Genomic DNA, 20,842 nt, shown 5'->3' with positions numbered 1-20,842 from the left:
TGAAGTCGCCGGCCCTGCGGTGCACAATGGTCGCACACCGCTCGAAGCCAATGTTACGAGGAGCTTCCGATGAGCAATGGTGACACCGTCCTCAAGCCGAAAACCGTCACGAAGCCAAAGCTGGAACGGCCGAGGCTCTACAAGGTCATCCTGGTCAACGACGACTATACGCCGCGCGACTTCGTCGTGCTCGTGCTGAAGGCCATCTTCCGCATGCCCGAGACGACGAGCTACCGCGTCATGATGACGGCGCACAAGATGGGCACGTCCGTCGTGGTCGTCTGCGCGCGCGACATCGCCGAGACGAAGGCGAAGGAAGCGACGGAGCTTGCCAAGGATGCCGGCTTTCCGCTGCTCTTCCAGACGGAGCCGGAGGAATAGGTCTCCAGGACCCCTCCTATCCCGTCCCTAGTCGCCCTTGTTGCCGAAGAGCTTCTTCAGCATGTCGGCCATCGGGCCGCTGGTGGGCAGGATTTTCGGCTGGGCGTGGTTGCGGGCCTGGCGGATATGGGACTGGCCGCCGGATTTCTTTGCCGGCGCCTCCTTCTCCTCCGGCTTGCTGCCGGTGGCGAGCGCCAGCTTGTTCATCAGCTGCGAATCCTCGCCGCGCACCAGCATGGCGGCATTGATGCCCAGTTCATCGAGCAGCGGATCGAGCCAGGCATGGTCAGCCTTGGCGAAATCGCCGAGAACGTGGTTGGTGACGAGTTCCTTGGTGCCGGGATGGCCGATGCCGAGGCGCAGGCGCCGATAGTCCTTGCCGCAATGGGCGTCGAGCGACTTGATGCCGTTGTGCCCGCCATGGCCGCCGCCGACCTTGATGCGCGCCTTGCCGGGGGCAAGGTCCAGCTCGTCGTAGATCGCCACGATGTCCTTCGGCGCCAGCTTGTAGAAGCGCATGGCCTCACCGACGGATTCGCCGGAAAGGTTCATGAAGGTCTGCGGCTTGACGAGCAGCACTTTCTCGCCGGCAAGCTCGCCCTCGGAAATCTCCGCCTTGAACTTCTTCGACCAGGGCGAGAACGGGTTCTTGCGGTGGATGGCGTCGAGCGCCATGAAACCGATATTGTGGCGGTTGCCCGCATATTTTGCGCCCGGATTGCCGAGCCCGGCGATGATCTGCATGGAATGGTCCGCCAAAAGAACGTGATCGGTCTTCACCACCGCGAAAGCGGCTGGAAGTCAACCGCCCGCGGTCATTTCTTGTCGCCGTTGTCGGCGGTGCGGGCGTTCGGCGGCAGGCCGTAGGCGGTGAAGATGCGGTCCTGCCCGCCGCTGAGGATCAGCTTGTCCAGCTCCGCCTGCAGGCGGGCGATCAGCGCGGGCGGCGTATCCTTCTGGCAGGCGATGCCATAGGTCTTGCCTGCGAGAAGCATGGCTTTCTCGACGGGCTGGCCCTGGTTCACGAGGTTCTCGTAGGTCTTGATGGAGGTAGGCAGGAGGTCGATGCGGCCCGACAGGAGCTTGCGGACGGAAAGGTCGATATCGGCGGCGAGGTCGATGTCCTTGACGCCGAGATCCTCCATCACCTCCACGGCGAAGTCGCCACGCTGCGAGCCGATCTTCATGCCGAGCGCTTCCTGCATGGTGGCCGGCCCCTTGCTGCCGTCCTTGCGCTTCAGCAGCACCATCTGGTCCTTCAGGAGCGGATTGACCCAGACGAACTGGCCGGAGCGCTCGCGGGTGTAGCCCGTCGTGAAGACGCAATGCATCGGCTGGCTCTTCGCCATGGCGAAGGCGCGGGCCCAGGGCATGATCTCGAGCGTATAGTCGATCCCCGCCGCCTTCGTGATCGCGTCGACCTGCTCGACGCCGATGCCGGTGATCCTGCCGTCTTGCGAATAGTTGAAGGGCGGATATTCCTCGGTGACGAAATGGAGCGTTTCGGCAAGCGCGGTCGAGAGCGGGGTGAGCGAAAGGCAAAGCGTCAGGAGCAGCGTCTTCATCGTCCCATCCCCGTTCGTCAGGAGGCCATGGCCCGGCGCTCGACCGCGCCGGCTGCCCTGATTTCGTCCAGCTTCTCCAGGAGGACGTCCAGCGGCAGGGGGCGGCTCATCAGGTAGCCCTGGCCGAACTCGACATCCATGGCCTGGAGAATGTCCCATTGCTCCGCCGTCTCGATGCCTTCCGCCACGACGGCGCAGCCCATCTGGTGCGAGATCGTGCGGATGCCCTCGACCAGCATGCGGCTCTTGCGGCGCACGTCCGGCTGATCGGAAGAGAGCGAACGGGTGAAGGACTGGTCGATCTTGACGATATCGACCGGAAAGCGGTTGAGGTAGCTCAGCGAGGAATAGCCCGTGCCGAAATCGTCGAGCGCGATGCGGCAGCCGAGTTGGGAAAGGGCGTCGAGCACTTCTCGCACGATCGGATTGTCGAGCATCAGCACCGCTTCGGTGATTTCCACCACGATGCGCGACGGCGTGATGCCGTTTTCCAGGAGGAGATGGGCGAGGCGGGCGGGCAGGTCGGGCTCGAACTGCAGCGGCGAGAAATTCACCGCGAGATAGCTGTCGGCAAGGCCCTCCAGCTTCGAGATGATCGAGAGGCTGCGGATGGACTTCGCCAGGATGCAGTCGCCGATCTGGCCGATCGAGCCGTTCTCCTCGGCGATGCCGATGATCTCGGCCGGCGGCAGCAGGCCGCGCTCGGGATGCTGGAGGCGCATCAGCGCCTCGAAGCCGGCGACGCGTCCGTCGGAGAGGCAAACGATCGGCTGGAGATGGGCGGTGAACCAGTCGTCCCGCAGACCTTGCTCGATGAACTTCTCGATTTCCAGCCGCTTGCGGGCAATGTCGACCATGTTGTTGTCGAAGAGCTGCACGCCGTTCTTGCCGCTGCGCTTGCGGGCATACATGGCCATGTCCGACTTCTGCAGCAGGCAGGCGGCGGTGGATGCCTGGTCGGGATAGACGGCGACGCCGATGCTGGCGCTGACCGTCAGTTCCGCGCCGTTGACAATGAGCGGCGCGCGAAGGCTTGCGACCAGCCGCTCGCTGACGTCGAGGGCGAACTGGTGGCCGTTGCGGGCCGAGAGCAGGATCGCGAACTCGTCGCCGCCGAGGCGGGCGATCACATCGCCGGCGCGCAACTGGCGGCGCAGCAGCATGGCGACCTGGCAGAGCACGTCGTCGCCGGCGGCATGGCCGAGATTGTCGTTGATCCACTTGAAGCGGTCGAGGTCGACGAAGAGGCAGGCGAGCGGCTGGCCGCGCGTGTCGGCCTCCTCGATCATGTCGTCCAGCACGGATTCGAAGCCCTGCCGGTTGAGAAGGCCGGTCAGGTGGTCGGTGATCGCCTGGCGGTGGTTGCGGTTCTCCGCTTCCTTGAGATCGGTGACATCCGTCATGACCGACAGCGACAAAGGCTGGCGGCCGCTCTCCGCCGTCACGCCCGTCTCCAGGATCAGCACGTCCATCACGCTGTCGTCGGCGCGGCGGAAGCGCACCGTGACCTCGCAGATGCCGTCCTCCGATCCCTGTTCGCGGCGGGCGCGGTAGACATCGCGCCAGTCGGCATCGACGAAGGCGGTGAATTCCTGGCCGATCACCTGCTCGCGGCGATAGCCGGTCGCCGTCAGCCAGTAATCGCTGACGGCGGTGATGCGGTTCTGCCCGTCGATGGAGAAGAGCATGGCGGGGGTGAGGTTGTAGATGTCGGTGGCGCGGGCATGGGCGTGCTTCAGCTCCGTCTCCTCGCGCTCCAGCCTGCTCTGCATCTCGTTGAAGTTATGGGCGAGGGCACCCATCTCGTCGTTCGAGGTCCAGTCGACATGGTGGCGGGAGCCGAGGCGGCGCGTCGCCTCGATCGCGGCGGTCAGGCGCATCAGCGGCCGGATGATCGTGATGCGGTTGCCGATGATGGCCGCCGTGAAGAGCGTCGCCACGGCGAAGAAGAAGATGGCGAAGATCGTCATCTCGTCCGTCGAGAAGCGCGAGAAGGGGCCTTCCTTGCGAAGCCAGATCTCCGCGGTGCCGACCTTCTTGGGACCGTCCATGGCCTTGTGCGTGATATCCGTCACGACCACGGCGCGTGTCTCATCCGCATCGGGCGCGACGGCGGGCACGCTGACGTCGATCGTGCCGGACGTGTCGCGCACGCGCACATAGCCGATATCGGCCTCGGCCTCGAGGTCGCCGACGATCTGGTCGATGCTTTCCCGGTCGAGGTCCCAGAGCGGCTTGCCGAGCGCCTGGACGCTGCTCTTGAGGAGGACGTCGGTGTTCTGCAGGCGCTCGCGCGCGACGCGGTCGGAGGAGAGGACGAGGAACAGGACGAAGAGCGGTGCGACGAAGACGAGCAGGGCACCGATGACGATGGCAATGAAGCGGCTTTCGACCGAATGCATTTTCATGCCGGTCGTCTCCCCGCGCCTGTCCGAAGCCAACCCATGATGCCCCTCTTGGTCTTCGTTTTTTCGCGGAACAGACTTTCATCAAAGTCTTAAATGTTGCTGAAATATCGATCCGGAAAAGTGCTGAAAATTGAACCTTTCCGGCGACTGCACACGTCCTGCGGGCAAAGAAAAACCCCGTGCCGGGGGCACGGGGTTTCGAGAAAATCCCTTTGAAGGGGGATTATTCTTCCGAAGCTGCGGCTTCTTCTTCCTTCACGCCGGCAGCCGGGACAGCGATCGTGGCGATCGTGAAGTCGCGGTCGGTGATGACCGGGCTGGTGCCCTTCGGCAGCTTGACGTGGGAGATGTGGATGCCGTCGCCGACCTTCAGGCCGGTCAGGTCGGCCGTGATGGAGTCCGGGATGTTGCCGGCAAGGGCGTGCAGCTCGACAGCGTGGCGAACGACGTTCAGGACGCCGCCGGCCTTGATGCCCGGGGACTTCTCTTCGTTGACGAAGTGAACCGGCACTTCGACGACAACGTGGGTGTCGCCCGAAACGCGCAGGAAGTCGACATGCATCGTGAAGTCGCGGACCGGATCCAGCTGGAAGTCCTTCGGCAGAACCTTGATCTTCTCGCCGTTGACGTCGATCGTGGCGACCGTCGTCTTGAAGCCGCCGGCGTGGATGCGCTGGGTCACTTCCTTGGTCGAGATGGCGATAGCGAGGGGGGCCTGCTTGTCGCCGTAGATAACTGCAGGAATAAGGCCGTTGCGGCGAAGTTCACGGGAGGACCCCTTACCAACCCGTTCGCGCGTTTCGGCCTTGAGCTCGTAAGTGTCGTGGCTCATGGCTTTACCTTTCGTATGTTACTGGAGAGTTTTCCCCGGCCGGAAGCGTCTCCGGCCGCGCAAAACTTGAGGATTTCGTGAAAGCCTCATCCGCGTTGCCTCCAAGGGTGTCTACGCGGACGCGGGCTCGATAGCCGAGAATGCCCGGAAATGCAAGGCCCGCCCCCGATCCTTGCCGCGGTTGACATCGCGGCGCAGCGATTGGATGTTCGGCCAAATCGGTTCGGCGCAGGAGGCCATGATGAGAAAACAGATCCTGATGGCTTCGGCCGCACTTGCACTCGTATCTGCAAGTCCCGCTCTTGCCCAGGAGATTTCGCCTTCCGAGGCCGAAAGCATCCAGCAGCGCCTCACGCGCTACCTGCCGCAGGACATGATCGACGCGGGTCTGATCACCGTCAAGGCGGCGACCTCCTTCTACGAGCTGCGCTTCGACCCGAAGGTCCTGCTCGACAAGACCAAAAGCGGCATGGTCAAGCTCGAGGGCCTGAAGCCGATGACGGCCTATCTGCGGCCTTCGGCGGACGGCACCTATCGCATCGAGGCGAATGACAGCTTCGACATCAAGGGCGACGTCGACCTTCCCGAGGGCCGCAACTCGTTCTCCTATGTCATCGATTCGATGAAGCTCGACGGCGTCTACGACCCGGAGATCCTCTATTTCACCTCCGCCGACTGGGTCACCCGGAAGATCGCTTTCTCCAGTACCTCGCCCAAGGACAGCGTGACGGCGAGCTTCGGCGAGACGGCGATGCACGTTTCCGCCGAGAAGAAGGACGCGAGCACGCTCGACATTTCCTCGACCGGCGTGATGAAGGCCTTCGCCGAGACGATCACCAGCGACCAGTCGGGCCGGGTGGAGATCGGCGCGGACAAGCTCGACATCGATGTCAGCATGGACGGCGCGCGCTACAAGGTGATGCAGGACCTCGTCTTCCTCGTGCTCGACAACTTGCACAAGCAGCGGCTGGAGGCGTCGGAGGCGGCGCGTCTCAAGGAGTTGCTGCGCGCGGCGCTGCCGGTCTTCGACAATCTCACGGAGACGATCAGGGCCTCCAATGTCACGGTGGGTACGGACAAGGGCACCTTCGGCGCGGAGGCGGTCGACTACAATGTCGCGATGAACGGCATCGCCCATTCGACCCGCTTCGGCTTCGGTTTCGGCGTCGAGAAGCCGAAGCCGCCGGCTGGCCTGCTGCCGGCCGCCTATGAGGGCCTCCTGCCGGAGCGGGCGACCTTCAGGATGGCGGTCGCGGATCTCGACCTTGCCGGCGCCGTCAAATATCTCGCCGACCATGCGGATTTCACCAAGCCGAAGCTGCTGACCGACGAGGAGGAAAAGGAGATCGGCCGCATCGTGCTTCCCGGCGGGGCCATGACCCTCGAATTCGAGGACGTCTCGGCCGCCTCGCCAATCTATGACGTGCACCTCACCGGCAAGATGACGGTCTATCCCGACGACAAGGAGCGCCACAGCGCCGACGTGACGATCACCATGCGCGACTTCGACAAGACCGTCACCTATCTCCAAAAGAACGCCGGCGCCGTGCCGGAATTCGCCCAGGCGTCCTTCGGGCTCCTGATGATGAAGGGCCTTGCCCGCGATGCCGGCAACGGCGCGCAGGCCTGGGACCTCACGGTCGGGGAGGACGGCAAGGTGCTGATCAACGGCCGTCCGCTGCCGTTCCAGCAGTAGGATTATTTCCGAAGGCTCGCCACGAAGCGGGAGAGCGCCAGCATCAGGCCACCCGCGATCAGGCCCCAGAAGGCGCCGGAAACGCCGGCGAAGGAAACGCCCGAGGCGGTGACGAGGAAGGTCACCGCCGCCGCTTCCCGCCCCTCCGTCTCGCGGAAGGCGTTGAGCGCGGAGCCGGCGAAGGCGCTGATCAGCGCAAGGCCGGCGACGGCCTGGATGAGGATCGGCGGGGCGAGGCTGACGAAGGCGGTGACCGCGCCCGCGGCAAGGCCGAAGATCACGTAGAAGACACCGGCATTGATGGCCGCCCAGTAACGTTTCGCCGGGTCGGGATGGGCGTCCGAGCCGGCGCACATGGCGGCGGTTATGGCGGCGAGGTTGACCGCATGGCCGCCGAAGGGGGCCGAAAGCAGCGAGAAGAAGCCGGTGACGGCGAAGAGCGGGCCGGGATTGGGCTCGTAGTCGTTGACCTTCAGCACGGCGATGCCGGGAATGTTCTGCGAGGCCATGGTGACGATGAAGAGCGGCAGGGCGATGCCGACGAGCCCGGCGACCGTGAAGGCCGGCGTCACGAATTCGGGTTTCGGCAGCAGCGCATCGGCGAGGCCGGCGAAGGCGCCGTCGGGGATGTCGATGCCGAAGGCGAGGACCGCGACGAAGGCGGCGAGCGCGGCGGGCACCGCATAGAGGCGGTTGACGCTGCCGACGACGATCCAGGCGAGCGCGATCGGCAGGCCGAGCAGCGGGTTGAAGGCGATAGCCTTGACCGGCGCGAAGCAGAGGCCGATCAGCACGCCGGCCAGCATGGCGTTGGCGAGCGTCGCGGGAATGGCGGCGACCATGCGGCCGAGCGGCTTCCACAGGCCCGCGACGACGATCAGTGCCGCGCAGACGAGGAACCCGCCGACCGCCGTCGAGAAGCCGCCCTCGACCGCGCCGGAACTGGCCAGCAGCGCCGCGCCCGGCGTCGACCAGGCGATCGAGACGGGCAGGCGCGTTGCGACGCTGAGCACGATGGCGCAGATGCCCATCGACACGGACAGCGCCATCAGCCCCGAGGCGGCCTGCGCCTCCGTGGCGCCGACGCCGGTGAGGCCGTGCAGCACGACGGCGAAGGAACTGGCGAAACCGACGAAGGCGGTGAGCAGACCCATGAACAGGGCTTGGGCGGAAAAATCACGAAGCATGGCAGGATCGATACCGGAAAGGGAAATGCACTGGTAACAGGCGAGGCGGGGCTTGGGAACAGGGTTGTTCGTGGGGACCGTCGCGCGGGTGGGTTGCCCCTCACCCTAACCCTCTCCCCGCAAGCGGGGAGAGGGGACGTGCCCCACGTATGGTCATTGGTTGGGGAAACCGGCACGGCATATTCCCTTCGCCCCGCTTGCGGGGAGAAGGTGCCGGCAGGCGGATGAGGGGCATGCCGCAGGCAAAACGAAAAGTTTTCCGGTGCCGCGCCCCCTCATCCAACCCTTCGGGCCACCTTCTCCCCGAGGGGAGAAGGGAAGGGCGGCAACGTCGAATCCCATATGCGCTAGCCCCCCGTTTGTAGAGATGGGAGTGCCCCCACGCACGATCCTTGTTTGAGGAAACCATCGCGGCATATCCCTTCACCCCGCAGACGAGGAGAAGGTGGCCGGCGCGGCCGGATGAGGGGCCGTGCGGCCTCCCTCCGGTGCTCCGCCCTTGAACCTTCGTCCGACTGGACCATCTGTGCAAAGCGGGGCTATAGTCGTCGGGCGTTATATTCTGGCGCGATGATCGGTCGGATGCTTTCGGGAGGAGAGCGGATGTCTGTGCGTTTCGATCACGCAGATCATGTGCACACCGTTGCGGCCCATGCCTCGGCCGCGGCGAGTTCGCCGGTGGCGGCCTCGTGGCGGCGGTGCCTGATGCTGCACGGCCTCGCCCCGGAGGAGGCGCGCACGCCCTGGCGGCTGACCGAGGCCGAGTTCCGGCAGGCGCGCATCCGTTCCAGCGCGCTGATCGAGGAGGCGCGGGGCGAGATCGACCGGCTCTTCGCGACGGTCGGCAAGGCCGGCTGCTGCCTCTTGCTCACCGATGAGAACGGCATTGCGCTCGAACGGCGCGGGGCGGCGGGCGACGACCGCGATTTCCGAGGCGTCGGCCTCTGGTCCGGCACGGTCTGGAGCGAGGCGAGCGTCGGCACCAACGGCATCGGCACGGCGCTTGCCGACGAGCGGGCGGTGCTGATCCTGCGCGACCAGCATTTCCTGTCGCAGAACACCGGCCTTTCCTGCACGACCGCGCCGATTCGCGACCATAACGGCCGCATCGCCGCCGCCATCGACATCTCCACCTGCCGCGACGATGCCAACGAGATGACCATGTCGATCCTCTCGCAGGCCGTGCGGGATGCCGCGGCGCGCATCGAGGCGGGCCTCTTCCGCCGCGCCTTCTCCGCCGCGCGCATCCTGCTCGTGCCCGTCGAAGGGCGCATGGCGCCGGCGTTGCTGGCCGTCGACCGCGACGACCTCGTGCTCGGCGCCACCCGCGCCGCCCGGCAGGTGCTCGGCCTCGACGACCGGCGCATCGCGACCGGCATCGCCGCCTCCGATCTCCTGCACGAGGACCGGGCGGAGGAGGGGCGGGACCTCGACGATGCCGAACGCGCCGCGCTCCGGCGCGTGCTGACGCGCGCTGGCGGCAATGTCAGCCAGGCGGCGGACCTGCTCGGCATCAGCCGCGCAACGCTGTACCGCAAGATGAAGAAGCTCTCGATCAACTGATGCTGCGGCGCAGCACAGTAGGCCCGCCGGGCCTGTCTCAAATCTGAAACAGTCGCGCCCGCCATCACCGGCCGGCCCCTACCGCGCCGGGCCGAAGCGCAGCACCATTCTTCCGACGGCCCATCCGGGCCTTTCAAGGGAGGAATTGACATGCTGCACCAGAAGATCGTCGAAAACCCGTACAAGGCGAAATACGGCAACTTCATCGGCGGCGAGTGGCGGGAGCCGGTCGCGGGCCGCTACTTCGACAACACCACGCCCATCACCGGCGGCAAGCTCTGCGAGATCGCGCGCTCGGACGCCGCCGATATCGAGCTCGCCCTCGACGCCGCCCATGCCGCCAAGGACAAGTGGGGCCGCACCTCGACCACCGAGCGCTCCAACATCCTGATGAAGATCGCCCAGCGCATGGAGGACAATCTCGAACTCCTCGCCCGCGCCGAGACCTGGGACAACGGCAAGCCGCTGCGCGAGACGCTGGCCGCCGACATTCCGCTCGCCATCGACCATTTCCGCTATTTCGCGGCCTGCGTGCGCGCGCAGGAAGGCGGCATCAGCGAGATCGACCATGAGACCGTCGCCTATCACTTCCACGAGCCGCTCGGCGTCGTCGGCCAGATCATCCCGTGGAACTTCCCGATCCTGATGGCCACCTGGAAGCTGGCGCCCGCGCTTGCCGCCGGCAATTGCGTGGTGCTGAAGCCCGCCGAGCAGACGCCGTCCTCGATCCTCATCTGGGCCGAGCTTATCGGCGACCTGCTGCCGCCGGGCGTGCTCAACATCGTCAACGGTTTCGGCCTGGAAGCCGGCAAGCCGCTCGCCTCCAATCCGCGCATCGCCAAGATCGCCTTCACTGGCGAGACGACGACCGGCCGCCTCATCATGCAATATGCCAGCCAGAACCTCATTCCGGTGACGCTGGAGCTCGGCGGCAAGTCGCCGAACATCTTCTTCGAAGACGTCATGCGCGAAGACGACGACTATCTCGACAAGGCGCTGGAAGGTTTCGCCATGTTCGCGCTGAACCAGGGCGAGGTCTGCACATGCCCGAGCCGCGCGCTGGTGCACGAGAAGATCTACGACCGCTTCATGGAAAAAGCGATCAAGCGCGTCGAGAAGATCGTGCAGGGCAACCCGCTCGACACGGCGACGATGATCGGCGCGCAGGCCTCCTCCGAGCAGCTCGAGAAGATCCTCTCCTATATCGACATCGGCCGGCAGGAAGGCGCGGAAGTGCTGACCGGCGGCGGGCGCAACGATCTCGGCGGCGAACTCTCCAGCGGCTACTACGTCAAGCCGACCGTCTTCCGCGGCCATAACAAGATGCGCATTTTCCAGGAGGAGATCTTCGGGCCGGTCGTCTCGGTCACGACCTTCAAGGACGATGCCGAGGCGCTCGCCATCGCCAACGACACGCTCTACGGCCTCGGCGCGGGCGTGTGGAGCCGCGATGCGAACCGCTGCTACCATTTCGGCCGCGACATCCAGGCCGGCCGCGTCTGGACCAATTGCTACCACGCCTATCCGGCCCACGCGGCCTTCGGCGGCTACAAGCAGTCCGGCGTCGGGCGCGAGAACCACAAGATGATGCTCGACCACTACCAGCAGACCAAGAACATGCTGGTCAGCTACTCTCCCAAGGCGCTCGGCTTCTTCTGAGCGGCCGCTATCCTTCTCCGCCCCTACCGGAGAAGGCCACCCGAAGGGCGGGACCTGTCCGCCATGTCCAGCCCTGTCCCTCTCCCCGCTCGCGGGGGGAGGGAAAAGCACAGGAGGAGGCCGCGATGCCCGAAGCCCTGCCCGAAGCCCTGAACGAACCGCGCGTGGTGGCGACCGATGCCGCGCTCGCGCTCATCCGCGAGATCCGGGAGGACTATCCGGACATCCTGTTCCACCAGTCGGGCGGCTGCTGCGACGGCTCCTCGCCCATGTGCTATCCGGCGGACGACTACATTGTCGGCGACCGGGACGTGAAGCTCGGCGAGATCGGCGGCGTGCCGGTCTATATCAGCGAAAGCCAGTTCGACGTGTGGAAGCACACGCAGCTTATCATCGACGTGGTGCCGGGGCGGGGCGGCATGTTCTCGCTCGACAACGGGCGGGAGAAGCGCTTCCTCACCCGCTCGCGCCTCTTCGGTGGCGGGGAAGCCTGTCCGTTGCCGGAACGCTGAGCAAAGAAAAACCCCGCTGCCGGAACAGCGGGGCCTTATTCCTAAGCAATGGCGCGATCAGTAGGCCGAGCATTCGCCCGGGCTGACGACGCGGTAGCCGGCGGCATCGGCCGAGCATGAATTGCCGAACGTCTTGCGGTCGCGGCCGCGCTGCGCGCAGACCGGCCGGTATTCCATGGTGCAGACGCGCTGGTTGTCACGGTCGCGATCGCGGCCGTTGCCCCAGTCGCTGCCGTTGCCGCCCGGATTGCGGCCCTGGCATTCGCCGCGGCCGATCACGTCATAGCCGCTGCGGCGCGCTTCGCAGGCATTGGCGAAGGTCTGGCGGTCGCGGCCGTTCGCGCCGCAGACCGGCGCATATTCGCGCGTGCAGGCGCGACCTTCGTCAGGGCGCGGCTCGGGACGACCGCCACGGCGGCACTCGCCACGGCTGACGACGCGGTAGCCGCTCGATCGTGCCTCGCAGGTATTGGCGAAGGTCTGGAGGTCGCCGCCGCGCGCGCCGCACACCGGCATGTATTCCATGGTGCAGGCCTGCGGGCGAGGACGGGGACGACCGCCGCCTTCATCGACGTCGACAGAGCAGGCGACAAGCGTGCCGGCGGCAAGAAGGATGGCAATGCGTCCGGCCAGCCGGGACAGGAAAGGCGTCATCATGGAGTCCTCCAGGTGAATCTCGCCGAACCGTAACGCAAAAGTGAAGCATCCGGTATCGGGGCGAACGTAAAAAACAGGGGATGGTTGCCAAAAGAAAAGGCCCGCGCAACCAGAGGTGCGCGGGCCTTTCGAAAGGGTCGTGGCGGGTTAGTCGAAGAGGCTGGAAACGGACTCTTCGGCGCTGGTGCGGTTGATCGCCTCGCCGAGCAGGTTGGCGGTCGAGATCACGCGGATATTGTGCGCGGACTGGACGGCCGTGGTCGGCTGGATCGTGTCGGTGATCACCAGTTCCTTGAGCTTGGAAGAGGTGACGCGCGCCACGGCGCCGCCCGAAAGCACGCCATGGGTGATATAGGCGGTGACGCTGGTGGCGCCGTTCTTCAAGAGCGCCTCGGCCGCGTTGCAGAGCGTGCCGCCCGAATCGACGATGTCGTCGATCAGCAGGCAATCCTTGCCCGCGACGTCGCCGATGACGTTCATGACCTCGGATTCGCCCGGACGGTCGCGGCGCTTGTCGACGATGGCCAGCAGACAGTCGAGGCGCTTGGCGAGCGCGCGGGCGCGCACCACGCCGCCGACGTCCGGCGAGACGACCATGACGTTCTTCAGGTCATAGTTCTGCTTCACGTCGCGCGCCAGGATCGGCACGGCGTAGAGGTTGTCGGTCGGAATGTCGAAGAAGCCCTGGATCTGGCCGGCATGCAGGTCGAGCGTCAGCACGCGGTCGGCGCCGGCCTCGGTGATGAGGTTGGCGACCAGCTTGGCGGAGATCGGCGTGCGCGGGCCGGGCTTGCGGTCCTGGCGGGCATAGCCGAAATAGGGGATCACGGCCGTGATGCGGCGCGCCGAGGAGCGGCGCATCGCATCGATCATGATGAGCATTTCCATCAGATGGTCGTTCGTCGGGAACGACGTCGACTGCACGACGAAAACGTCCTCGCCGCGCACATTCTCCTGGATTTCAACGAAGATTTCCTGGTCTGCGAAGCGCCGAACCGTGGCACGGCCGAGCGGAACATTCAGATAATTGCAGATCGCTTCGGCCAGAAGCCGGTTCGAATTGCCCGCGAAAACCTTCATCTATGGTCCGCCTGTTATTATGCTGATGGGGGGCGTTTAAGCGGCAAAATCCGTGAATGCAAGGGCCTTGCCCCCTCAGGAAAGCGATTCTTCGCATTTGGCTGTGATTTACCCTTTCGGACGGCTTAACCCCGCAGCGAACCACGCCATTCGAGATAGTCCCGGATCGTCTTGCGGGCAATGTCCTCCATCGTGCGCGCAGGCACGACGGTCCAGGGATCGGCGGCGGTGCCCGGCACGCTCTCCTGGCCTTGGATGCGGTGCAGCCGCGAGCCGCCGCCGTCGAGCACGTCCCAGACATAGACGACCGTGGTCTTGCCGCTGTCGTTCATCGCCGAGAAATAGCCCTTGAGGATATATTCGGTGGAGTTGTCCGAAGCGCTGCGGATCGTCAGGCCGCTCGAGCGCGCTTCGGCGCCGAGGCGCTTGGAGAGCGGCGTGACGGCCTCGACAGGCGCGCCGATGATCGGCAGGAAGCGGATCGTCGCGCCGGCCGCGGACGCGGCGGGGGGCAGGGCCGCGACCTCTTCCGTGCCGCCCGACGTTTCGGCGGCGAGCGAGTTGCGGGCGAAATCCTCGTCCGCCGGCCCGCGGCGGCCGCCCTGGTTGCGGGCGAGCGCATCGGCCTGGCCCTGCAGGGTGCCGGCGGTGTCCTCGCCGGTCGAGCCGCCGATGCCGGAGGGCGAGGTGAAGGCGGTCTGCTGCGTGGCGGTCGCGACCGGTATGGTGGTGACGGGCCTCGACTCGGCGCTCATCTGGTCGAGATCGTTCTGCGTCACCGGCGGTGAATTGAAGTTGCTGCCGACATCGACGCGCGGAATGAGCGCATCGGTGCTGTTGCAGCCGGCAAGGGTGGCAATGAGACCGATCAGTGCCAGCCGCTTCGTCAGCTCGTGCATTGTCATCGTTCGTGTCCTCAGGAGGCTTTGGCCTCCTCTGTCCCGCAACGATTTATGGGTTTCGCCCCAGGGCCTGTCAATCGCAGGATCTTGCGGGTTGTCTCCTGTCAGACCGCGATGAAATCGAGGCCGTAGCGGGACAGCGCCTTCGGCGTGTCGGTGGTTGTAAGATACGTCTGGCCGAGCGTCATGGCTGTCGCGCTCTCCGAATCGAGCACGATCGTGTGCAGGAAGAGCGACATGTTCGGCTCGATTTCCTGCGGGTTGCCCATCAGGAACATCTGCGGATCCATCCAGGAGGGCGCAAAGCGCGCGCCGACGGAATAGCCGCAGGTGTTCAGCCGGTGGCGGGCAAGCCCGCGCTCGTCGACGATGCGGGCGAAGGTCTCGAAGACGGTGCCGAAGGTATGGCCGGGACGCAGCACCATCTCCATCGCCTGCATGGCCTCGCGGCAGGCGCTGTAGAGTTCGCGGTGGCGGCTGCTCGGCTCGCCGATCAGCGCCGTGCGCATCATCGGCGCGTGGTAGCGCGCGCTGACGCCCGACCATTCGATGGTGAGCTGGTCGGTCGCATCGAGCCGGCGGCGGCCGGACTTGGAGCGGCAGAGCAGGGCGTCGGCGCCCGAGCCGATGACGAATTCGTTCGCGGCGTAATCGCCGCCGCCGGCGAGCACGGCGTTCTGCAGCGCCGCCAGGATCGCTGCCTCGTCGGCGCCGGCGGCGATCAGCGGCAGGGCGGCGTCCAGCGCATCGTCGGAAAGGGCGGCCGCGCGCTCGACATAGGCGATTTCCGCCGGGCTCTTGATGAGGCGCAGGCGGCTGACGAGCGTGGAGGCGTCGACGATCTCGCCGAAGCTCTGGAGCTGGTTGTCGAGGAGGCGTGCATTGCGGCCCGTCAGGCCGTGTGTGTCGTATTCCACGCCGATGCGGCAGCCGAGCAGGTCGAGATCGGACAGGAGGTTCTTCAGGTCCATGGTCGGGTCCGCGTTCACGCGGTCGATCCAGACCTCGATCTTCTCGATATTGGAGGTGTGGCGCGCCTGGCGCAGGTCCGCTGAGCGGGTGAGCAGCACCATGCTGCCATCGGCCTTGACGACCAGCGTCTGGAAGAAGAAGTAGCCGAACGTATCGTAGCCCGTCAGCCAGTACATGCTCTCCTGCGCGAAGAGCAGCATGGCATCGAGCTTTTCCTCCCGCATGCGGGAGGTCAGGCGCTGGAGCCGGTTGGCGTATTCCTCGCTATCGAAGTGAAGTGCCATGGCGGTGTCTCCTTCGCTTGCGGGGTTTCAGCCCCTTAGCATGATCGCTGAAATCTGGCGGCCGTAATCGGGTTCCTGCCGGTGGGTCGTGCGCCGGTAGGAGAAGAACCGCTCTTCGTCGGGATAGGTGCAGAGGTCGAGGTTCTCGGCCGTCACGCCGGCATCGGCGAGGCGCTGCGTCGTCAGCCCCGGCAGGTCGAACATGGCGTGGCCGGGCTTTCCGGACGCGGTGAAGTAGCGTTCGTAAGCCTGGTCCACGCCGAGGAAGCGCTCGACGAATTCCGGGCCGACCTCGTAGTTGCGGCGGCTGATCGAGGGGCCGAGGCTGGCAAGGATGCTGCCGCGCCTCGCGCCGAGCCTTTCCATGGCCGCTATGGTGTTTTCGAGCACGCCGTAGAGCGCGCCCTTCCAGCCCGCATGGGCGGCGCCGACGACGCGGGCCTCGGGATCGCAGAAGAGGATCGGGCCGCAATCGGCCGCGAGGACGCCGAGGACGACGCCGGGGGTGGCGCTGACCAGCGCGTCCGCCTCCGGGCGCGATCCGTCATAGGTCTCGTCGACGGTGACGACATCGGGCGAATGGACCTGGTGCACGGTGGCGAGCCGGCCGGGCTCTGCCGAGAACCAGCGCGCGACGCGGGCGCGATTCTCCTCGACCCTGCCGCGCTCGTCCTTCGAGCCGAGGCCGACATTGAGGCCGCGATAGATGCCTTCGGACACGCCGCCGGCGCGGGTGAAGAACCCGTGCAGGGCCGCTTTTCCGGCGCGTTCCGCAAGCAGCGGGCTTTCGATGGGCGTTGGGGGCGCTTGGTCCTTCATGGTCTCTCGGCTGGCTTCGGGCTGGGCCGCCAGGCAAGGATGTCGCCGGGGCATGCGGGGTCAAATCGGGCCGAATGTTGTCCGGCCTTGGGGGATGTGTCAATCGGGCTGACGGAACGGAAAGAGGGCGAGCGGTGCGCTGCCGACGGCCAGGACCTTGAAAAGATCGCCCATTTTCCCCGCGCCCGAGCCTGCGAGGCGGTCGACATCGGCGAGGATCGATTGCTGCGTCGCCTCGTCGCGGTTGCGGCCGAGCGCGGAGGCGCGCTCGCCGATGCCGAGGCCGACGAGGAAATCGCCCTGGTGCAGCATGCCGTGCACATGAAGGCCCGCGCCGACGGCGGCGCCCGCCAGCCGTTCGAAGTCCACATGGCTCGTCAGGTCCGCCTCGCCGGGATGGGCGAGCGGCGGGTCGAAATCGTGCTTCAGCACGGCCTGCAGCGTATCGCCGAAGCCGGTGACGAAATGGCCGTAGTCGATGACGAGCGCCGTGCCGCCGCAGCGGGCGATGCGCTCGCCGATCGTCGCCATGACGGCTTCGCGGGCCGGGGCGATCTCGAAGATCGTGCCGTTTTCTGCCGTCCTGTGATGCTCCGGCAGCAGCGCCGGGTCGATGCCGGCAACGCCCGCGGCGAAGGTGAGCTCGTCCTCGGCGTCGAGGCCGACCATGCGCTCGCGGAAGCCGGAAGCGGTCTTGATGAACTGGCGGATCGGGATGGCGTCGAAGAGCTCGTTGGCGGCGAGCAGCACGAAGCCTTCCGGCAGTTCCTCGAAGCTGTCGTGCCAGGCGACGCGCGCGGCATGGGTGCCCAGCGTTTCGCACTGGACGGTGCGCAGTTTCGGGCTCGTCTCGACCAGGTGGATCGTCGCGCTCTCGTAGAGCTCGGGGGCGATGCGGGAGACGACGCGCAGCATGTCGGCCATCATCGTGCCGCGGCCGGGGCCGATCTCGGCGATGCGCACCGTCTCGGGCGCGCCGTGCCTTTGCCAGGCATGGACGAGGAAGACGCCGAGCATCTCGCCGAAGAGCTGGCTGACCTCCGGCGCGGTGATGAAATCGCCGGCCTCGCCGAAGGGGTCGCGCGTGCGGTAGTAGCCATAAGCGGGGTCCGCGAGGCACAGGGCGAAATAGTCGGTCACGCTGATGGGGCCGTTGGTGCGGATCAGCGCCTTGATCTTGCGGGCGAGGGGCGTCGTCATGGGCGTTGGTCCGCTCAGGCCCTGGCGGGCTCGGCCCGGCGGGCGCGGACGATCGCCCACAGGCCGACGACGAGCATCGGCAGCGACAGCAGCATGCCCATGGTGAGCCAGCCGCCGTAGAGATAGCCGAGCTGCGGGTCGGGCTCGCGGAAGAATTCCACGGTGATGCGTGACAGCGCATAGCCGCAGACGAAGAGGCCGGTGACGATGCCGGGCCGCTTCAGCGCGCCGAAGCGGTAGATGGCGAGCGCCAGCACGGCGAGCAGGACGATGCCTTCGAGGCCGGCTTCGTAAAGCTGGCTCGGATGGCGCGCGAAGGGGCCGGCCTCCGGGAAGACGACGGCCCAGGGCGCATCGGACAGGCGGCCCCACAGCTCGCCGTTGACGAAATTGGCGATGCGGCCGAAGAACAGGCCGATCGGCACCACGGCGGCCACGATGTCGAAGAGGCTCCAGATCGGGATGCGGTTGCGCCGGGCGAAGAGGATCATGGCGAGCGTCGTGCCGGCAAAGCCGCCGTGGAACGACATGCCGCCGTTCCAGACCTTTATGGCGCGCAGCGGATCGGCGGCGACATTCGGGAAATCATAGAAGAGGATATAGCCGACGCGGCCGCCGAGGATGATGCCGACGGCGGCCCAGACGAGGAAGTCGTCGAGCATGGCGCGCGTCATCGGCGCTTCGCCCGCCCACAGCCGCGGCGTCTCGATCAGCCGGCGGGCATAGAGCCAGCCGAGCATGATGCCGACGACATAGGCGATGCCGTACCAGTGGACGGCGACCGGGCCGATCGAGAAGGCGATCGGATCGATCTCGGGAAAGGGCATGATGGCGAAGAGTTGCGCTATATTCGTCAAGGCTCGGATATTCCTGATTTGCGCGGAAGATGGCGAGGGCTTGCGGCAGGGTCAAGGCGAGAAATGGCGCGCGGTGGCCGCGCGGCGTCCGGATGCGCAGCGATCCACCGAAATCCGCCCCGGAAATCCCCCCGAAATCGCTTGCAAGCGGCGGCGCGAGACCCTACCTCAGTTCCAAGACGCGGGCGGCAGGCCCGCCAGGACCAGCGATCCCCCAGGAGGGCAGACCATGACCACCGGTGCCAACCGCATTCTCGACGACTTCGCCAAGCTGATGACCGATGCCGCCGGCGCCGCGCAGGGCGTGCGCAAGGAAGCCGAGACGGTGTTCCGCGCCCAGGCCGAGCGCTTCATCAACGGCATGGACCTCGTCAAGCGCGAGGAATTCGAGGCGGTGCGGGAAATGGCCATCAAGGCGCGGGACGAAAACGACGCGCTTCTGAAGCGCATCGAGGCTCTCGAAGCGCGTCTCAATACAGGCAGCTGACCCGTTTCGGGGCAGCATTTCAGAGGCAGGACTCGGTTGGCGTGATTCACATCGCGCCAACCGTTTTTTTTAATAAATTTTTTACCCCTGTGGACACTTCCGAAAAGCTCTTTTCGCAGAGTCTCTTAAGCGACCGACCTGAATCTTTTTCACAACCTCTGTCCACAACCGGCCGGGGAAAACGGGAAGGCGGGGGCTGGCGTCGTGACTCCGCCGTTATACACTGATTTTAAATGATGATTCGAAACGGGCAACGCAAGCTTCGGGCAGGGTAAGTCGTCCAGATTGCGTAAAGTGCCGAGCAATCATTCAGTGTTGTATCCGGAGTACGGTTTGCCGCGTCGTGTGTGTGAGCGCGACGGCGCATGCCTTCCGGTCTTGAAGGTGATGCATGAGCTTTATGGAATTGGATATCGGGCGCCAGTCCAACCCGGTCGACATGATCGAGTTCGTCGCAGCCAACAATGACTGGACGTTCGAGCGATCCGGCGAAGACGAGATCGCGATGACGGTCGAGGGCAAGTGGACGGACTACCACGTCTCCTTCTCCTGGATGGAGGAATTCGAGGCGCTGCATCTGGCCTGCGCCTTCGACATCAAGGTTCCCGAAAGCCGCGTCAACGAGGTGCACTGCCTGCTCTCGCATGTGAACGGCCAGGTGCTCATGGGGCATTTCGACCTGTGGCGCCGCGAGGACGTGGTGATCTTCCGCCAGTCGCTGCTGCTGGCCGGCGGCGCGGAGCCGACCAACCGGCAGGTCGAGGTGCTGCTTTCCAGCGCGCTCGAATCCTGCGAGGCCTATTTCCAGGCCTTCCAGTTCGTCGTCTGGTCCGGCATGGACGCCCAGTCCGCCGTCGACGCCGTGCTGTTCGAAACGGTCGGGGAGGCCTGAGGATGGCAGCGGCTGCGACAGGTCCCATCGTTCTCATCGGCGCCGGCAATATGGGCGGCGCCATGCTTTCGGGCTGGCTGAAGAGCGGCATTTCCGGTTCGTCCGTCATCGTCATCGATCCCGGCCCGCAGCCGGCCATGGCCAAGCTGATCGCCGATAACGGCGCGCGCCATGAAACCTCCGCGCCCGCGGGCGTGAAGGCGGGCGTCCTCTTCGTCGCCGTCAAGCCGCAGGTGATGGACCAGGTCCTGCCGCCGCTGAAGGGGCTCGTCGGGCCCGAGACCGTTGTGGTGTCGGTCGCCGCCGGCAAGACGATCGCCAATCTGGAAAGCCATCTCGGCGCGGCCGCCACCGTTCGCGCCATGCCGAACACGCCGGCGATGATCGGCCGCGGCGTCACCGGGGCCTTCGCCAATGCGCGCGTCACAATGGCGCAGCGCGATTTCGTGCATTCCCTCCTCAAGGTCAGCGGCCCGGTCGAATGGGTCGCGAGCGAGGCCGATATCGATGCCGTCACCGCCGTCTCGGGCAGCGGGCCGGCCTATGTCTTCTATCTCGTCGAGTGCATGGCAGAGGCGGGCCGCAAAGCCGGCCTGCCGGCGGACCTCGCCATGCGGCTCGCACGGGAAACCGTCGCGGGGGCTGGTGAACTGCTTCACCAGTCCCCCGACGACGCCAGCCGCCTGCGCCAGAACGTGACCTCGCCGGGCGGCACCACCGCCGCCGCGCTCGCCGTACTGATGGCCGAGGACGGCATGCAGCCGCTCTTCGACAGGGCCATCGCGAGCGCCCGCAAGCGTGCCGAGGAACTGGCGGGCTGAACTCTCATATGACCGGTTTGCCCTTCTCCCTGTTTGCGGGGAGAGGTTAGGGTGAGGGGTTTGCAGAC

20 protein-coding genes are annotated in these 20,842 nt (G+C 65.9%); 8 read left to right on the top strand and 12 right to left on the bottom strand.

Features of this window, described 5'->3' with window-relative positions; translation table 11 throughout:
- The first annotated feature begins 69 nt into the window (after nucleotides 1-69).
- On the top strand, nucleotides 70-381 hold the full coding sequence (clpS, locus tag ShzoTeo12_RS10420; RefSeq protein ID WP_119257014.1) for an ATP-dependent Clp protease adapter ClpS: 312 nt from the start codon (nucleotides 70-72) through the stop codon (nucleotides 379-381).
- Nucleotides 382-408: 27 nt separating this feature from the next.
- Here the strand turns inward: clpS and pth are convergent, their stop codons facing one another.
- The 4 genes from pth to ShzoTeo12_RS10400 all read right to left on the bottom strand — a co-directional run bounded on the left by pth (nucleotide 409) and on the right by ShzoTeo12_RS10400 (nucleotide 5,186).
- Nucleotides 409-1,125, bottom strand: coding sequence for an aminoacyl-tRNA hydrolase (gene pth / locus ShzoTeo12_RS10415; protein WP_318909619.1), 717 nt, complete (start codon nucleotides 1,123-1,125; stop codon nucleotides 409-411).
- 71 nt (nucleotides 1,126-1,196) lie between these two features.
- Nucleotides 1,197-1,946 carry a substrate-binding periplasmic protein gene (locus tag ShzoTeo12_RS10410; protein ID WP_162911395.1) on the bottom strand — a complete coding sequence of 250 codons (750 nt, stop codon included), beginning with the start codon at nucleotides 1,944-1,946 and terminating at the stop codon, nucleotides 1,197-1,199.
- A 17-nt stretch (nucleotides 1,947-1,963) separates the two neighbouring features.
- Nucleotides 1,964-4,354, bottom strand: a complete 2,391-nt coding sequence (locus ShzoTeo12_RS10405; protein WP_413251093.1) for an EAL domain-containing protein — start codon at nucleotides 4,352-4,354, stop codon at nucleotides 1,964-1,966.
- A 223-nt stretch (nucleotides 4,355-4,577) separates the two neighbouring features.
- Nucleotides 4,578-5,186, bottom strand: coding sequence for a 50S ribosomal protein L25/general stress protein Ctc (locus tag ShzoTeo12_RS10400; protein WP_119257016.1), 609 nt, complete (start codon nucleotides 5,184-5,186; stop codon nucleotides 4,578-4,580).
- A 238-nt stretch (nucleotides 5,187-5,424) separates the two neighbouring features.
- Here ShzoTeo12_RS10400 and ShzoTeo12_RS10395 point away from each other — a divergent pair, with 238 nt between their 5' ends.
- Nucleotides 5,425-6,882, top strand: a complete 1,458-nt coding sequence (locus tag ShzoTeo12_RS10395) for a hypothetical protein (protein WP_318909615.1) — start codon at nucleotides 5,425-5,427, stop codon at nucleotides 6,880-6,882.
- Nucleotides 6,883-6,884: 2 nt separating this feature from the next.
- On the opposite strand, the gene ShzoTeo12_RS10390 is transcribed toward ShzoTeo12_RS10395, so the two are convergent.
- On the bottom strand, nucleotides 6,885-8,069 hold the full coding sequence (locus ShzoTeo12_RS10390; protein WP_318909613.1) for a benzoate/H(+) symporter BenE family transporter: 1,185 nt from the start codon (nucleotides 8,067-8,069) through the stop codon (nucleotides 6,885-6,887).
- Between the two features lie 603 nt (nucleotides 8,070-8,672).
- Here ShzoTeo12_RS10390 and ShzoTeo12_RS10385 point away from each other — a divergent pair.
- The 3 genes from ShzoTeo12_RS10385 (at nucleotide 8,673) to ShzoTeo12_RS10375 (ending at nucleotide 11,803) form a co-directional block, all read left to right on the top strand.
- Nucleotides 8,673-9,632, top strand: a complete 960-nt coding sequence (locus tag ShzoTeo12_RS10385) for a helix-turn-helix domain-containing protein (RefSeq protein ID WP_318909612.1) — start codon at nucleotides 8,673-8,675, stop codon at nucleotides 9,630-9,632.
- A gap of 150 nt (nucleotides 9,633-9,782) precedes the next feature.
- Complete coding sequence (adh, locus tag ShzoTeo12_RS10380) at nucleotides 9,783-11,291, top strand: aldehyde dehydrogenase (protein WP_318909610.1); 1,509 nt, start codon at nucleotides 9,783-9,785, stop codon at nucleotides 11,289-11,291.
- 125 nt (nucleotides 11,292-11,416) lie between these two features.
- Nucleotides 11,417-11,803, top strand: a complete 387-nt coding sequence (locus tag ShzoTeo12_RS10375; RefSeq protein ID WP_318909608.1) for a DUF779 domain-containing protein — start codon at nucleotides 11,417-11,419, stop codon at nucleotides 11,801-11,803.
- 57 nt (nucleotides 11,804-11,860) lie between these two features.
- Here ShzoTeo12_RS10375 and ShzoTeo12_RS10370 read toward each other — a convergent pair whose 3' ends face one another.
- From ShzoTeo12_RS10370 to lgt, 7 genes are all read right to left on the bottom strand, one after another.
- On the bottom strand, nucleotides 11,861-12,457 hold the full coding sequence (locus ShzoTeo12_RS10370; RefSeq protein ID WP_318912441.1) for a Kazal-type serine protease inhibitor: 597 nt from the start codon (nucleotides 12,455-12,457) through the stop codon (nucleotides 11,861-11,863).
- 150 nt (nucleotides 12,458-12,607) lie between these two features.
- Nucleotides 12,608-13,540 carry a ribose-phosphate pyrophosphokinase gene (locus ShzoTeo12_RS10365; RefSeq protein ID WP_119257023.1) on the bottom strand — a complete coding sequence of 311 codons (933 nt, stop codon included), beginning with the start codon at nucleotides 13,538-13,540 and terminating at the stop codon, nucleotides 12,608-12,610.
- A gap of 125 nt (nucleotides 13,541-13,665) precedes the next feature.
- Nucleotides 13,666-14,439 carry a hypothetical protein gene (locus tag ShzoTeo12_RS10360; protein WP_318912440.1) on the bottom strand — a complete coding sequence of 258 codons (774 nt, stop codon included), beginning with the start codon at nucleotides 14,437-14,439 and terminating at the stop codon, nucleotides 13,666-13,668.
- 107 nt (nucleotides 14,440-14,546) lie between these two features.
- Entirely contained in the window at nucleotides 14,547-15,698 is a 1,152-nt protein-coding gene (locus ShzoTeo12_RS10355; RefSeq protein WP_119257025.1) for a M24 family metallopeptidase, read from the bottom strand.
- Between the two features lie 27 nt (nucleotides 15,699-15,725).
- Nucleotides 15,726-16,517 (bottom strand): peptidoglycan editing factor PgeF, encoded by a 792-nt coding sequence (gene pgeF / locus ShzoTeo12_RS10350; RefSeq protein ID WP_318909605.1) that lies wholly within the window; start codon nucleotides 16,515-16,517, stop codon nucleotides 15,726-15,728.
- Nucleotides 16,518-16,616: 99 nt separating this feature from the next.
- Nucleotides 16,617-17,717, bottom strand: a complete 1,101-nt coding sequence (locus tag ShzoTeo12_RS10345; RefSeq protein WP_318909603.1) for a class I SAM-dependent methyltransferase — start codon at nucleotides 17,715-17,717, stop codon at nucleotides 16,617-16,619.
- Nucleotides 17,718-17,731: 14 nt separating this feature from the next.
- Entirely contained in the window at nucleotides 17,732-18,544 is an 813-nt protein-coding gene (gene lgt, locus ShzoTeo12_RS10340; protein WP_413251148.1) for a prolipoprotein diacylglyceryl transferase, read from the bottom strand.
- A gap of 259 nt (nucleotides 18,545-18,803) precedes the next feature.
- Here lgt and ShzoTeo12_RS10335 point away from each other — a divergent pair, with 259 nt between their 5' ends.
- From ShzoTeo12_RS10335 to proC, 3 genes are all read left to right on the top strand, one after another.
- Complete coding sequence (locus ShzoTeo12_RS10335) at nucleotides 18,804-19,061, top strand: accessory factor UbiK family protein (protein ID WP_318909599.1); 258 nt, start codon at nucleotides 18,804-18,806, stop codon at nucleotides 19,059-19,061.
- 391 nt (nucleotides 19,062-19,452) lie between these two features.
- The gene (locus ShzoTeo12_RS10330) at nucleotides 19,453-19,953 is read left to right on the top strand and encodes a YbjN domain-containing protein (RefSeq protein WP_119257028.1); all 501 of its coding nucleotides are present in this window, start codon (nucleotides 19,453-19,455) and stop codon (nucleotides 19,951-19,953) included.
- 2 nt (nucleotides 19,954-19,955) lie between these two features.
- The gene (gene proC, locus ShzoTeo12_RS10325; protein WP_318909597.1) at nucleotides 19,956-20,774 is read left to right on the top strand and encodes a pyrroline-5-carboxylate reductase; all 819 of its coding nucleotides are present in this window, start codon (nucleotides 19,956-19,958) and stop codon (nucleotides 20,772-20,774) included.
- The last annotated feature ends 68 nt before the right edge of the window (nucleotides 20,775-20,842 follow it).

The sequence above is a fragment of the Shinella zoogloeoides genome (genome assembly GCF_033705735.1).
Lineage (GTDB): Bacteria > Pseudomonadota > Alphaproteobacteria > Rhizobiales > Rhizobiaceae > Shinella > Shinella zoogloeoides_A.
Note: the sequence above shows the minus strand (reverse complement) of the source record. Positions and strands in the feature narration are given on the sequence as shown.

Bases quoted from the DNA above. Each gene is read 5' to 3' on its own strand.
- ShzoTeo12_RS10335 (WP_318909599.1), top strand. From the start codon at position 18,804: ATGACCACCGGTGCCAACCGCATTCTCGACGACTTCGCCAAGCTGATG.
- ShzoTeo12_RS10395 (WP_318909615.1), top strand. From the start codon at position 5,425: ATGATGAGAAAACAGATCCTGATGGCTTCGGCCGCACTTGCACTCGTA.
- ShzoTeo12_RS10345 (WP_318909603.1), bottom strand. From the start codon at position 17,717: ATGACGACGCCCCTCGCCCGCAAGATCAAGGCGCTGATCCGCACCAAC.
- clpS (WP_119257014.1), top strand. From the start codon at position 70: ATGAGCAATGGTGACACCGTCCTCAAGCCGAAAACCGTCACGAAGCCA.
- ShzoTeo12_RS10365 (WP_119257023.1), bottom strand. From the start codon at position 13,540: ATGAAGGTTTTCGCGGGCAATTCGAACCGGCTTCTGGCCGAAGCGATC.
- lgt (WP_413251148.1), bottom strand. From the start codon at position 18,544: ATGCCCTTTCCCGAGATCGATCCGATCGCCTTCTCGATCGGCCCGGTC.
- ShzoTeo12_RS10375 (WP_318909608.1), top strand. From the start codon at position 11,417: ATGCCCGAAGCCCTGCCCGAAGCCCTGAACGAACCGCGCGTGGTGGCG.
- pgeF (WP_318909605.1), bottom strand. From the start codon at position 16,517: ATGAAGGACCAAGCGCCCCCAACGCCCATCGAAAGCCCGCTGCTTGCG.
- ShzoTeo12_RS10355 (WP_119257025.1), bottom strand. From the start codon at position 15,698: ATGGCACTTCACTTCGATAGCGAGGAATACGCCAACCGGCTCCAGCGC.
- ShzoTeo12_RS10370 (WP_318912441.1), bottom strand. From the start codon at position 12,457: ATGACGCCTTTCCTGTCCCGGCTGGCCGGACGCATTGCCATCCTTCTT.
- ShzoTeo12_RS10385 (WP_318909612.1), top strand. From the start codon at position 8,673: ATGTCTGTGCGTTTCGATCACGCAGATCATGTGCACACCGTTGCGGCC.
- pth (WP_318909619.1), bottom strand. From the start codon at position 1,125: ATGCAGATCATCGCCGGGCTCGGCAATCCGGGCGCAAAATATGCGGGC.
- ShzoTeo12_RS10360 (WP_318912440.1), bottom strand. From the start codon at position 14,439: ATGCACGAGCTGACGAAGCGGCTGGCACTGATCGGTCTCATTGCCACC.
- ShzoTeo12_RS10410 (WP_162911395.1), bottom strand. From the start codon at position 1,946: ATGAAGACGCTGCTCCTGACGCTTTGCCTTTCGCTCACCCCGCTCTCG.
- proC (WP_318909597.1), top strand. From the start codon at position 19,956: ATGGCAGCGGCTGCGACAGGTCCCATCGTTCTCATCGGCGCCGGCAAT.
- adh (WP_318909610.1), top strand. From the start codon at position 9,783: ATGCTGCACCAGAAGATCGTCGAAAACCCGTACAAGGCGAAATACGGC.
- ShzoTeo12_RS10330 (WP_119257028.1), top strand. From the start codon at position 19,453: ATGAGCTTTATGGAATTGGATATCGGGCGCCAGTCCAACCCGGTCGAC.
- ShzoTeo12_RS10405 (WP_413251093.1), bottom strand. From the start codon at position 4,354: ATGAAAATGCATTCGGTCGAAAGCCGCTTCATTGCCATCGTCATCGGT.
- ShzoTeo12_RS10390 (WP_318909613.1), bottom strand. From the start codon at position 8,069: ATGCTTCGTGATTTTTCCGCCCAAGCCCTGTTCATGGGTCTGCTCACC.
- ShzoTeo12_RS10400 (WP_119257016.1), bottom strand. From the start codon at position 5,186: ATGAGCCACGACACTTACGAGCTCAAGGCCGAAACGCGCGAACGGGTT.